This is a genomic window from Roseibium sp. AS2, from assembly GCF_038900065.1.
GTDB lineage: Bacteria > Pseudomonadota > Alphaproteobacteria > Rhizobiales > Stappiaceae > Roseibium.
In genome coordinates, this window is sequence record NZ_JBBMQN010000008.1 from 100,671 (window position 1) to 113,158 (window position 12,488).

The following is a 12,488-nucleotide window of genomic DNA, read 5'->3' on the forward strand; positions in this document are numbered from 1 at the left end:
ATGGTGATGGATTTTCTTGCGCCTTCGGAGCCGGCAGTCAGGACAACGACCAGGAACCCCTGGAAAATTCTCATCGTCGATGACGATCCCGACGTGCACGAAGTGACCAAGATCGCCGTGGCCGGGTGCATGTTTGAAAACCGCGCATTCGAATTGCTGCACGCCTTGTCGGCTCGGGAAGCACGCGAGATTCTGGAGGAACAGCAGGACATTGCTGTTGCGCTTGTCGACGTGGTGATGGAGAGCGATACCGCCGGTCTCGGTCTCGTCAGCTGGATCCGGTCAGAGCTCAAGAACCATTTCACGCGTCTGATACTGCGCACCGGTCAGCCGGGCTACGCGCCGCAGACCGACGTGATCATGAAGTTCGACATAGATGGCTATACGGAAAAGGCAGAACTTTCGCGAACCAAGCTGATCACGGCGGTGGTCACCGGTCTGCGCGGCTACAAGCTTGTGATGTCTCTGGAGACAAACCGGAGAAAACTGCAGCAACTGAACGCGCATTTTTCCGCAATCGTCGAAAAAAACGCTCTCAGTGAATTTGCATCCGCTGTGGTGGAACATGTTTCCGAACTCGTTGGTCAACCCGTTGACTGCCTTCTTTGCGGATTGGAAACCCTTCCAGGGTACGGTGCCTTCGACCGGACAAATATCCGCGTGCTGGCCGCGACGGGCTGTTTCGAGGACAAGGTCGACCTGCCTGTCGACGTCATCAGCGACGATGCGGTCCGGGGCTGTGTCGTCAAATGTGCCGAGACCCGGGAGACCTGCCGGTCATCGACAGGCGTGGCCTTGCCGCTGGTGACCAGAAACGGGATGGCCGGTGCGCTCTACCTTGATGTTGCGGAAGACCTTCTGGAAGAGCTGGTCGGATCGGAACTTCTCAAGCTCTTTGTGTCGAATGTTGCCCTCGGGTATGAGAAAACAGGCCTGCTGGAGCATATCCGGAACCTGGCCTATGTGGACCGGATCACCGGTCTGTCGACTTTTTCCGGTTTCATCGAAACCTTCCAGCGCAACGCGGCCAAGTGCACGCCGTTGCTGGTGGTTCATGCCGATGTCCAGCGATTTCGGGTGATTGTCGACGGGATCGGCGACGAAAAAGCCGGTGCGGTGCTGAAAAAGACAGGACACCGCCTGTCTCAGACGTTTCCGGACGCGCTGACGATCGCGCGCAAGGAAAAGGACGAATTCCTGATCCTGCTCAAGGGCGGCGATGCCAACCGGGTCGAGGACGTGGTCGCCAGGGTCGAGGAGGCCTTTCAGGAACCGATCACGCTCGACGACAACCAGATTTCCTTGCGCATGCGATTGGGGTTTGCTGCGGGCACCGCCGACAACCAGAACGCAGAGCAGCTGGTCCGGTTTGCCTCGATCGCGCTGAACAATGTTCGCCAGCAGGGGCACACCAGCCATTCGGTGTTTCATCCGGAAATGCAGGAGGCCGCTTTCGAGCGGCTGCGGCTTGCGTCCCTGTTGACCAGCAGCAGCAACCAGATGGAATTTTCCGTCCATTACCAGCCGATCATGCTGGCGAAAGACGAATCCCTGGCCTCGTTCGAAGCGCTCATGCGTTTTCGCACGCCGTCCGGAACGTTCATGAACACCGCGCGGATGATTGAAGCAGCCGAGGCGAGCGGTTTGATCACCGAAATCGGCGCCTGGATGTTCATGACGTCGTTCTCGGAATTCAGCCGGCTGCAGGGCCTGTCCGGAGATGTTCGGCTGAATGTGAACCTGTCCCCGCAGCAGGTGCAGACCAACCGGATCTACAAGGACATTGAAGATGCCGCTTCGGCCGCCGGCCTGCCGTTGCATCGGCTCGTGTTCGAGGTCACCGAAGGCCTGTTCCTGAGCAACGACCAGGTCACGATCTCGTTGTTGACATGGCTCCGCGACAAGGGCGCGAAAGTCGTCATCGATGATTTCGGGACCGGATATTCCTCCTTCAGCTACCTGCGCAAGTTGCCCGTGGACGGGATCAAGATCGATCGCAGTTTCATCATGAACATGGATCAGGACGCGGATGAGCTGGCGGTGGTCAAATCCATCATCGCCGTGGCCAAGGCACTTGACCTGGACGTGACTGCAGAAGGGATCGAGACGATCACGCAGCGCAAGATCATGCAGGAGCTGCAATGCGACTACCTGCAGGGGTATCTCTATTCCAAGCCGCAGAGCTCCGACGGCCTGTCCTCCTTCATCGAGAAATCGATCGAACCGGGGGTGGCTTTCGGCTGAGGCCCTGAAGGCCGGAATCCGGGATCACGTTGGGGTCACGTGCCCGTTTGCAGCCCCTGGCCGGACGGTCCGCGCGGGACCTTGCTCCGACAAGACCTGCCAAATTGAAGTCTCTTGCATTTAAGCAATTGAATATTTGCACGAAACACGCTCTCATGACGCGAAACCGCTTGCGGGATATGTAACTTTACCGTTGCGTATTGCTAGAGTTATTGCTGAAATTGCCAAAGCGCGAAAAAGCACGACCTGGGGAGAATTGACATGGACATGAACGGCTCCCATCTGATTCCGGCCAGTCGGGACGCAGTCTGGGCTGCATTGAACGATCCGCTCGTTCTGAAAATCTGCATACCGGGCTGCGACAGCCTCGAAAAGACGTCTGACACCGAGATGGTCGCTGCCGTGACGTCGAAGATCGGTCCGGTCAAGGCCAAGTTCAAGGGTGCGGTGACGCTTGAAAACATCAATCCGCCGGAGAGCTATACGATCAGGGGCGAGGGCAAGGGCGGCGTGGCAGGCTTCGCCAAGGGCGGGGCTAATGTCCGTCTCCAGGAAGACAGTGAGGGGACCATTCTCACCTATGAAGCCCAGGCACAGGTCGGCGGCAAGCTCGCCCAACTCGGCAGCCGTCTGATCGATTCGACTGCCCGGAAGATGGCGGATGATTTCTTCACAAAATTTTCCGAAATTGTCGCCAGTGACAGCGCGTCGCGGAGCGGCAGCGATGCACAGACCGGTGCGACGGCGACAGCAGGCTCGGCAGTGGACGCGGAACTGGATCCCGGCGTTGCCGAGGAGGCCAAGCGGATCGCCATCGATGACGCCGAGCATGCTGTCGAGGACCGGATCCACAAGGTGGAGGAAAACATCGAGGCCGCTGCGGAACGCAATGCGTTCGGCGGGCCGATGGTCTGGGGTCTGATTGCCCTCGGCGCGCTTATCGTGGTCCTTGCTCTGGCGAGTTGACCGGACGAATTGAAACTTGAAACGGTCGGGGCCTGACTGCGGCGCGCGTCGAAGCCCCCCATAAAACACGGTGAAAACGCCGGAGGACGCACGGGCAACAGCCCAGGGAATTGCATGAGGGAGAGAAATTCATGTCGAAAGTATCGATGGTATTGAACGGCAAGACGGTTTCGGCGGATGTCGAAGACCGTACGCTGCTCGTATCGTTTATCCGCGAGACTCGCGGACTGACCGGCACCCATGTCGGTTGCGACACGTCGCAATGCGGTGCCTGTGTCGTTCAGGTGGACGGCAAGGCCGTGAAATCCTGCACGATGCTGGCGGCCCAGGCCGACGGCAGTGAAGTGCTGACACTGGAAGGACTGGGGAACGCCGGCAATCTGCATCCGGTGCAGGCGGCCTTCCGCGAGCATCACGGCCTGCAGTGCGGTTTTTGCACGCCGGGCATGATCATGACGGCTGTCGACATGATCCAGCGGCACGGCGCCGGCAACCTCGACGAAACCACAATCCGGCATGAGCTGGAAGGCAATATCTGTCGCTGTACGGGCTATCAGAACATCGTCAAGGCCATCAAGGCCGCATCCGACCAGATGGCCGGTATGGCCCAGGCCGCGGAGTAGGCGGCAAGCGTTCACGCTTGACGCGGACCGACCGCGCCGGGACACCAGGACCTTTTGCTGAAACCTGCCGGGAGGAAATCGCCGGGTTTCGGCAGACCGCCAGGGCCTGAAGCAGACAGACGCCCGTCGGGCGGACGCCGGCATCGCCGGTTGAAGAATTATCCGGTCCAGGCGGAACCGGAACAGACATTTGGGAGAGAGAGATCATGGCAGTTGAGGGGATTGGCGCCCGCGCCCTGCGCAAGGAAGACAAGCGCTTCATTACCGGCAAGGGCCGTTATACCGATGACATGAACATGCCGGGGATGGGATACGCGGCCTTCGTCCGTTCGCCCCATGCGCATGCGAAAGTGACCGGTATTGACGCAAGCGCCGCATTGGAGATGCCGGGGGTGGACGCGGTTCTGACCGGTGACCAGCTGGTCGGTGATGGCATCGGCAACCTGATTTGCGGATGGATGGTCCATTCCAAGGACGGGTCGCCCATGAAAATGGGGGCGTGGCGCGCCCTCGAGCCGGAAATCGTGCGCCACGTGGGGCAGGCTGTCGCGGTCGTCGTCGCGGACACACAGGCTCAGGCGCGCGATGCCGCCGACGCCGTGGTTGTCGACTATGAAGCGCTTCCGGCCGTGATCGATCCGGTTGCCGCCCTGCAGCCGGGTGCGCCGCAGCTTCATCCGGAAGCCGAAGGCAACCTGATCTTCGACTGGGAGATCGGTGACGACGCTGCCACGACAGCCGCCTTCGAAAAGGCGGCCCATGTCACCCGCATGGAAATTCACAACAACCGTCTGGTTCCAAATCCGATGGAGCCCCGGGCGGCTCTCGCCGGGTATGACGACGCCGAAGAGCATTACACGCTCTATACGACCTCTCAGAACCCCCATGTCGCCCGGCTTGTACTGTCCGCGTTCTACAATGTGGCGCCCGAGCACAAGCTGCGTGTGATCGCGCCGGATGTCGGTGGCGGTTTCGGCTCGAAGATCTACATCTATCCGGAAGAAATGGTGTGCCTGTGGGCCGCCAAACGCGTCGGACGGCCGGTGAAATGGGTGTCGGACCGGACCGAGGCCTTCCTCACCGATGCCCATGGCCGGGATCATCGCTCCGAGGCGGAACTGGCGCTGGATGCGGACAACAAGATTCTGGGCCTCAGGGTCAGGACCGTCGCCAACATCGGCGCCTACATGTCGTTGTTCTCGTCGTCGGTGCCGACGTATCTCTACGCCACACTGTTGTCGGGCCAGTACGACATTCCGGCGATCCATGCCAATGTGAAGACGGTCTATACCAACACCACGCCCGTGGATGCCTATCGCGGCGCGGGCCGTCCGGAGGCAACCTACCTGGTGGAGCGGATGATGGAGACGGCGGCGCGCGAGGTCGGGCTGTCCCCGGCGGAGTTCCGCCGCAAGAACTTCGTCAGGTCGTTCCCGCATCAGACACCGGTGATCATGTGTTATGACGCCGGCGACTATGACGCGACCCTGGATGCAGCCCTTGCTGCCGCCGATTATGACGGCTTCGCGGCGCGCAAGGCGGAAGCCGCCTCGCGGGGCAAGCTGCGCGGCATCGGCCTGTCCTGTTACATCGAGGCCTGCGGCATTGCTCCTTCCGCGGCGGTGGGCTCGCTGGGCGCCGGTGTCGGCCTTTGGGAATCCGCCGAGGTGCGGGTGAACCCTGTGGGGACGATCGAGGTCCTGACCGGATCCCACAGCCATGGCCAGGGTCACGAAACCACCTTCGCGCAGTTGATCAGCGAGCGTTTCGGACTGGACACCGACTCGGTCGCCATCGTTCATGGCGACACGGACAAGGTCCAGTTCGGCATGGGAACCTACGGCTCCCGCTCCGGAGCCGTCGGCATGTCGGCCATCGTCAAGGCGCTCGACAAGGTTGAAGCCAAGGCTAAGAAGATCGCTGCGCACCTGATGGAAGCCTCCGAGGGGGACATCCAGATCGAGGGTGGTGAACTCAAGGTCGCCGGTACGGACAAGAAACTGTCCTTCACCGAGGTGGCGCTCGCCGCCTATACGGCGCACAATCTGCCGGAAGGCATGGAGCCGGGCCTGAAGGAGGGCGCGTTCTATGATCCCACCAACTTCACGTTCCCGGCGGGCACCTATGTCTGCGAGGTCGAGGTCGATCCGGAAACCGGCAAGACCGAGGTCGTCAATTTTGTTGCCGCGGACGATTTCGGCAACATCATCAATCCGATGATCGTGGAAGGCCAGGTGCATGGCGGCATCACGCAGGGCATCGGACAGGCGCTGCTGGAGAACGCGTCCTATGACGAGACCGGCCAGCTGCTGACGGCCTCCTACATGGATTACTGCATGCCGCGCGCCGACGACGTGCCGTCCTATCAGCTGTCGACGCATGTCACCGAATGTCCGGGCAACCCGCTCGGCATGAAGGGCTGCGGCGAGGCGGGGGCCATCGGTTCGCCGCCTGCGGTGATGAATGCGATCACCGACGCGATCGGCAACAACAACCTGTCCATGCCGGCCCTGCCGGAAAGGGTCTGGTCGCTGTGCCAGCCGGCCACCCGGGAGGCTGCGGAGTAAATGAGGCAGGTGGTGGCGGATCTCCGATCGACTGCGCTTGAACGCCATGAATGCACCCGTTCGATTGATGAAACGGGTGAGCGAAGGTGGACGGGCGCTTCGACGGGTTCCTCGCCGCCGGCCGAATTCAACGCCGACAGACTTGACGAAACCTGAACCCATTCTTTTGGGAGACGCGAAATGTACGAAACAAATTATCACCGTGCCGGATCGGTGGCCGAGGCGGCCCAGCTGATCGCAAAGGCGGAAGACGGAAAATTTCTTGGCGGAGGGCAGACCCTGCTGCCGACCATGAAGCAACGGCTGGCAGCGCCGTCGGACCTGGTGGACTTGACCCGGATACCCGACATGAAGGGCATTCGCGAAGACGGCGGCCAGATCGTCATCGGCGCCGCGACGACCCATGCCGAAGTCGCGGCCTCCGCGCTGATCAAGAGCAAGCTCCCCGGTCTTTCGGGTCTTGCGGGCGGGATCGGCGATCCCGCTGTCCGTCACATGGGGACGATCGGGGGCTCGATCGCGAACAACGACCCGGCGGCCGACTATCCGGCGGCGCTTGTCGGGCTGGAAGCCACGATTACCACCAGCAAACGGACGCTTTCGGCCGAAGACTTCTTTGTCGGAATGTTCGAGACGGCGCTTGCGGACGACGAGATCGTGGTTTCGGTCTCTTTCCCGGCAGCCGAAAAATCATCCTATGCCAAATACCCGAACCCGGCGTCCCGCTATGCCATGGCCGGGGTGTTCGTCGCCCGTCGGGGCGACGGATCCGTGCGCGTGGCCGTGACCGGCGCCGGTGACGGCGGGGTGTTCCGTGTCGGCGACATGGAAGCTGCCCTTGCGGCCAACTGGTCACCGGATGCGGTTGCCGGCATCGCTGTCGATTCCGGCGGCATGCTGCAGGATATTCACGGCTCCTCCCGCTACCGGGCCAACCTGGTCACCGTGATGGCCAAACGGGCTGTGGCTGCCGCCGGCTGACGTGCGCGCGGACAAAAAGCGATTTCAGCCCGGCCGTTTCGCGGCCGGGCATTTTTTTTCAGGGAACGGGCTGATAGGATCTACAGACGGCATGTTTTTTCGCTTGCCGGACCGGAGCTTCCGGCGAAACGGAAAACCGGGTCAATTGACTTTGAAACCTTTGCAAGTGACTTCGTATTTGTTGAAAGAAATCTCGTGTGAAAATGGTGTCACATGAATGCTGCCGAAGCCGGACCATGTACCGGACGCTTCGGTTGCATGCGGCCGGAATGGAAACAGGGGACTGAATGGCAGGAACACGGCACCGGAGCCTGAATGGCGGCAAGCGGACAGAAGAAAATCCGGTAGCCACTGCATTCAAGCCCGTTCACAAGGCCTTCTGGGGCGTCGCATTGGTCAGCTTTGTCATCAACATCCTGATGCTGACCGGCCCCTTGTTCATGCTTCAGGTCTACGACCGGGTGCTGTCGAGCGGCTCCGTGCCGACACTGGTCGTGATCGGATCCCTGGCCATTGTCCTGTATGCCTTTTACGGCCTTCTGGAGGGCGTACGGGGCCGGATCCTGGCCCGGCTTGGCCAGCGGGTCGACGCGCGGTTGTCCGGGATCGTCTACCGGGTGTCCACCAGCCTGCCGGTCCGCCTGGGGCGCAAGGCTGCCCGCCTGCGGCCCGTACAGGATCTGGATACCGTTCGCCAGTTCCTCTCCGGCCCGGGCCCGGCGGCGATCTTCGACATTCCCTGGTTGCCCTTCTATCTCGGGATCGTTTTCCTGTTTCATCCCCTTCTGGGCGCGGTCGGGCTTGCGGGAGCGGTTGTCATCACGGTGCTGATCGGTCTGAACGAGTTGCTGTCACGGGGGCCGGCCGAAGAGGCGGCGGGACATGCCGGCCGTCGCTCCTCGGACGTGGAAATCGGCCAGAGGAATTCCGAAGTCGTGACCGCGATGGGCATGCAGGATGCGCTGACGGGCAAATGGGATGCGCAGAACAGCGACTACCTGGCGACACAACGCCGGGCCGCCGACCGGTCCGGCTTGTTCGGCACCACGATCAAGACCATCCGGTTCGTGCTGCAGTCGGCCATTCTCGGGGTGGGCGCCTGGCTGGCCATCCTGCAGGAGATTACGCCGGGCGTGATGATCGCGTCCTCGATCATGACATCGCGGGCACTGGCGCCGATCGAACAGGCCGTCGCCCAGTGGCGCGGCTTCGTGGCCAGCCGCCAGGCACTGCGCCGTCTGAGAGAAGTTCTGCAGGTGGCCGATGCGGAACCCGAAAAAATGGACCTGCCGCTGCCAACGGACAGGATAACGGTCGAGCAGGTGTTCTGCGGCCCCTTCGGGGAGGCCACGCCCTTTGTCCAGAATGTTTCACTTGAACTTGAGGCAGGCGACGGTCTGGGCATAATCGGTCCGTCCGGATCGGGCAAATCGACCTTTGCGCGGGCGCTGGTCGGCGCAACGCCGGCCCTCAAGGGCGTCATCCGGTATGACGGGGCGGAACTCGGCCAGTGGCCGAGCGGGCGGCGCGGCGAATTCATCGGCTATCTGCCCCAGGACCTGCAATTGTTCGACGGCACGATTGCCGAAAACATCGCGCGCTTCAGTACGGGGGCGACGCCGGACCTGATCATCGAGGCGGCAAAGCTCGCCGATGTTCACAACCTGATCGTCGGACTGCCGGAAGGATACAACACCGTGATCGGCCGAGCCGGGCGCTTGCTGTCCGCGGGCCAGCGTCAGCGGATGGCCCTGGCCAGGGCGCTTTACGGCAATCCATTTCTCGTCGTCCTGGACGAGCCGAATTCCAATCTGGATGCGGAGGGCGAGGGGGCTCTGACCAATGCCATCAGGGCCATGCGCGAGAAGGGATCGGTTGTGGTCGTCATTGCACATCGTCCGAGCGCGATTGCAACGGTGGACAAGATCCTCTGCCTCAAGGACGGCAAGATGGCCGGCTTCGGGCCGAAGGAAGATGTTCTCAAACAGGTGGTGCAGCCGGTGCAGAATATGCGTGCCGGCGGCGTCACGGGACGGTGACGATGCCCGGGAAATCCGATCAGGGCAGCCAATCCGGTCCGCAAGGGGCCGATGACCTGCTGCGCCGCACGGTGCGCAACCACCTGGTGTTCGCGCTGTTCGTCGCGATTGCGGTCGTCGGCGGTATCGGGGGGTGGGCGGCCTTCACGGAAATCTCCGGGGCGGTGGTCTCCATGGGGACCATTGTGGTGGAAACCAACACCAAGCTTGTTCAGCACCGGGAAGGCGGTATCGTCCGCGACATCCGTGTGAAGGCGGGGGACACGGTCAAGGCAGGGGAACTGCTGATCAGCCTTGACGACACGGTGACCCGAGCCAACCTGGCCGTCATCACCAAACAGCTGACCGAACTGACCGCCCAGACCCTGAGATTGCAGGCCGAGCGGGATGAGCGCGACAGCATCGATTGGCCCGAGGATCGCAGGGCCACTCTGGGAGAAATCGAACGCGGACAGCAGATGCTGCTGGAAGCACGCCGGAACTCCAAGGTCGGGCGTCAGAACCAGCTCGAAGAGCAGATCCTCCAGTTCCACAAGCAGACGGAGGGCCTGGAAGCCCAGGTGACGGCCAAGGACTCGGAGATCGAGCTGATCGAGGAGGAACTGGCCGATCTCAGTGGCTTGCTGGACCGGCAGCTTGTCTCCAAGAGCCGCGTCATCGCGCTGCGGCGTGAAAAGGCCCGTCTGGCGGGCGAATACGGCGACCTGATTGCGCAGATTGCCCAGACGAAGGAAGCCATCAGCGAGCGGCGGATCCAGATCCTCCAGATCGAGGAATCCTATCGGGCGGAAGTTCTTGAACAATTGCAGGAAGTGCGCTCGCGCATTGCCCAGCTTGAAGAGCAGCAGATAGCGGCCGAGGACGAATTGACCCGGGTCGACATTCTGGCTCCGAGAAACGGCTACGTTCATCAGCTTTCGGTGCATACGATCGGTGGTGTCATCGCTCCGGGCGAAACCGTGATGCAGATTGTTCCCAGGGAGGACCAACTGATCGTGGAAGCACAGGTCCGTCCGGTCGATATCGACCAGATGTCGCCGGGACAAAGCGCGCGGGTGCGCTTTCCCAGTTTCGACCAGCGGACAACACCTGAGCTGAATGCGAAGCTGCTGACACTGTCGGCGGATCTGACGGAGGACGAACGTTCCGGCGTCAGCTATTACGTTGCCCGCCTGGTGATCGACGACACGGAACTGAGGAAACTTGGCGACAAGGCGCTGGTGCCCGGCATGCCGGTCGAAACCTTCCTGCAAACCGGCGACCGGACGGTGTTGAGCTACCTGGTCAAGCCGGTGACCGACCAGATCGCCCATGCCTTACGGGAGCGGTGACCGGAAACCCGTTGATTTCAGAGCCTGAGAACAGGGACTTCGGATCCCGCATCAACCGCCGGCGCATGCGGGGGACGGATGATCAGGGCGCCCGAGCGGGCCAAAAGGTTCAGCATGGAACTGTCCTGCCTGGAGAACGGCGTTACAATCTGGCGCCCGTTGCCGTCTTCCGACAGGGTCGCCCTGACATAGTCCTGCCTGCGATCGTTTTGAGCCAGGGGAGTTGCCAGCACGGCGGTCGACGGGAGGCCGGTCTCGACCGGCGCCCCGAGCAGCGCCCTGATCAGCGGTTTCAGAAACAGCAGCCCGCAGACCAGGCTTGAGACGGGATTGCCTGGCAGACCAAGCACCCTGGTCGCGCCGAGCCTGCCGGCCATCAACGGTTTTCCGGGACGCATGGCGATGCGCCAGAACGCGAGGTCCATGCCTTGCTGGCCAAGAACCTCCTGAACGAGATCATGATCACCAACGGAAGCCCCGCCGAGCGTGACCAGAATATCCGCGTGTCCGGTGATGGCACCGCGCACGTGTTCCGCCAGCGCTATCGGATTGTCGGGCGAAATGCCGAGATCGACCGGTGCCCCGCCGCAATCCTCGACAAGGGCGGCGATGCCCGCATGGTTGGACGCTATGATCTGGTCCGGGCCGGGCGTGGCGCCGGGCCGGACCAGTTCGTCGCCGGTTGCCAGGATCGCCACCCTGGGCTGCCGGCGGAGCGGGAGAACCGCATGGTTCATGGCAGCAGCGAGTGCAAGATGCCGGTAGCTCAGCTTGAGTGGCGGCTCCAGCAGGACGTCGCCTTCGGCAAAATCGAGGCCGGCAGGCCGAACATGGGCGCCGATTGCCGGAGGTTCAAGCACGGTAATGCGATCGCCGTCGCGACTGGCGTTTTCCTGAATGAGAATGGTGTCGGCGCCCTCGGGAACCGGCGCTCCGGTGAAGACGCGCACAGCCTGGCCAGCCTGCACCTGACCGGTGAACCCGTGCCCGGCCGGCGCTTCGCCGATGACTTCCAGCCGTGTCCGGTCTTCCTGCAAGTCCCGGTGTCGAACGGCATAGCCGTCCATGGCGGAGGCGGCAAAAGGCGGCTGCGTGCGTGTGGATACGAGCGGCGCCGCCAGAATGCGGCCGTTCGCCCGGGCAAGCGGCACCTGCTCTGTTTCTGTCGGCGCAGCGTCCGCCAGCAATTTGCGCAAGGCTTCCTCGACGGGCATCAGGCTCATCAGGTGCCGCCCTGGCTGCCGTCGGTTTCCAGTGTCCAGTGGCCGGACTTGCCACCGGCTTTCTCGACGAGGCGGATGTCACCGATGACCATGCCGCGGTCGACGGCCTTGGCCATGTCGTAGATGGTCAGGCAAGCCAGGGAACAGGCGGTCAGAGCTTCCATCTCGACGCCGGTCTGGCCGCTGACCTTGGTCAAGGCGGTCACGACGAGCCCGGGCAGTGTCTCGTCGGGTTCGATGTCGACGGTGACCTTGGACAGCATCAGGGGGTGACACAAGGGAATCAGATCATGGGTTTTCTTGGCGGCGAGAATTCCGGCAAGACGGGCCGTGCCGATAACGTCGCCCTTCTTGGCATTGCCGGAGCGGATCAGTTCCAGCGTTTCCGGCCGCATTGTGACAGAGCCGCGCGCCACCGCGATCCGATGCGTGACGTTCTTGTCCGAGACATCCACCATGTTGGCGGCGCCGGCCTCGTCCAGATGAGTCAGTTTGGGATCAGGCCCGCCCATTG

General features: G+C 62.2%; 9 protein-coding genes. 7 read left to right on the plus strand and 2 right to left on the minus strand.

Going from position 1 to position 12,488, the window contains the following annotated elements; all coding sequences use genetic code 11:
- The 7 genes from WNZ15_RS21575 to WNZ15_RS21605 all read left to right on the plus strand — a co-directional run bounded on the left by WNZ15_RS21575 (position 1) and on the right by WNZ15_RS21605 (position 10,751).
- The gene (locus tag WNZ15_RS21575) at positions 1–2,244 is read left to right on the plus strand and encodes an EAL domain-containing protein (RefSeq protein WP_342895094.1); all 2,244 of its coding nucleotides are present in this window, start codon (positions 1–3) and stop codon (positions 2,242–2,244) included.
- Between the two features lie 261 nt (positions 2,245–2,505).
- On the plus strand, positions 2,506–3,210 hold the full coding sequence (locus WNZ15_RS21580; RefSeq protein ID WP_342895095.1) for a carbon monoxide dehydrogenase subunit G: 705 nt from the start codon (positions 2,506–2,508) through the stop codon (positions 3,208–3,210).
- A gap of 131 nt (positions 3,211–3,341) precedes the next feature.
- Positions 3,342–3,833 carry a (2Fe-2S)-binding protein gene (locus WNZ15_RS21585; RefSeq protein ID WP_342895096.1) on the plus strand — a complete coding sequence of 164 codons (492 nt, stop codon included), beginning with the start codon at positions 3,342–3,344 and terminating at the stop codon, positions 3,831–3,833.
- Positions 3,834–4,039: 206 nt separating this feature from the next.
- Positions 4,040–6,400 (plus strand): xanthine dehydrogenase family protein molybdopterin-binding subunit, encoded by a 2,361-nt coding sequence (locus WNZ15_RS21590; protein WP_342895097.1) that lies wholly within the window; start codon positions 4,040–4,042, stop codon positions 6,398–6,400.
- A 180-nt stretch (positions 6,401–6,580) separates the two neighbouring features.
- Positions 6,581–7,381 (plus strand): xanthine dehydrogenase family protein subunit M, encoded by an 801-nt coding sequence (locus WNZ15_RS21595; protein ID WP_342895098.1) that lies wholly within the window; start codon positions 6,581–6,583, stop codon positions 7,379–7,381.
- Between the two features lie 287 nt (positions 7,382–7,668).
- A complete protein-coding gene (locus tag WNZ15_RS21600; protein ID WP_342895099.1) occupies positions 7,669–9,420 on the plus strand; it encodes a type I secretion system permease/ATPase in 1,752 nt (583 codons plus the stop codon).
- 2 nt (positions 9,421–9,422) lie between these two features.
- On the plus strand, positions 9,423–10,751 hold the full coding sequence (locus WNZ15_RS21605; RefSeq protein ID WP_342895100.1) for an HlyD family type I secretion periplasmic adaptor subunit: 1,329 nt from the start codon (positions 9,423–9,425) through the stop codon (positions 10,749–10,751).
- Between the two features lie 17 nt (positions 10,752–10,768).
- Here WNZ15_RS21605 and glp read toward each other — a convergent pair whose 3' ends face one another.
- Both glp and moaC read right to left on the minus strand, forming a co-directional pair.
- Complete coding sequence (gene glp / locus WNZ15_RS21610) at positions 10,769–11,974, minus strand: gephyrin-like molybdotransferase Glp (protein WP_342895101.1); 1,206 nt, start codon at positions 11,972–11,974, stop codon at positions 10,769–10,771.
- The gene (gene moaC, locus WNZ15_RS21615; protein WP_342895102.1) at positions 11,974–12,486 is read right to left on the minus strand and encodes a cyclic pyranopterin monophosphate synthase MoaC; all 513 of its coding nucleotides are present in this window, start codon (positions 12,484–12,486) and stop codon (positions 11,974–11,976) included. Before moaC ends, glp begins: the two co-directional genes overlap by 1 nt.
- Positions 12,487–12,488 lie beyond the last annotated feature (2 nt).

Bases quoted from the DNA above. Each gene is read 5' to 3' on its own strand.
- WNZ15_RS21575 (WP_342895094.1), top strand. From the start codon at position 1: ATGGTGATGGATTTTCTTGCGCCTTCGGAGCCGGCAGTCAGGACAACG.
- WNZ15_RS21580 (WP_342895095.1), top strand. From the start codon at position 2,506: ATGGACATGAACGGCTCCCATCTGATTCCGGCCAGTCGGGACGCAGTC.
- WNZ15_RS21585 (WP_342895096.1), top strand. From the start codon at position 3,342: ATGTCGAAAGTATCGATGGTATTGAACGGCAAGACGGTTTCGGCGGAT.
- WNZ15_RS21590 (WP_342895097.1), top strand. From the start codon at position 4,040: ATGGCAGTTGAGGGGATTGGCGCCCGCGCCCTGCGCAAGGAAGACAAG.
- WNZ15_RS21595 (WP_342895098.1), top strand. From the start codon at position 6,581: ATGTACGAAACAAATTATCACCGTGCCGGATCGGTGGCCGAGGCGGCC.
- WNZ15_RS21600 (WP_342895099.1), top strand. From the start codon at position 7,669: ATGGCAGGAACACGGCACCGGAGCCTGAATGGCGGCAAGCGGACAGAA.
- WNZ15_RS21605 (WP_342895100.1), top strand. From the start codon at position 9,423: ATGCCCGGGAAATCCGATCAGGGCAGCCAATCCGGTCCGCAAGGGGCC.
- glp (WP_342895101.1), bottom strand. From the start codon at position 11,974: ATGAGCCTGATGCCCGTCGAGGAAGCCTTGCGCAAATTGCTGGCGGAC.
- moaC (WP_342895102.1), bottom strand. From the start codon at position 12,486: ATGGGCGGGCCTGATCCCAAACTGACTCATCTGGACGAGGCCGGCGCC.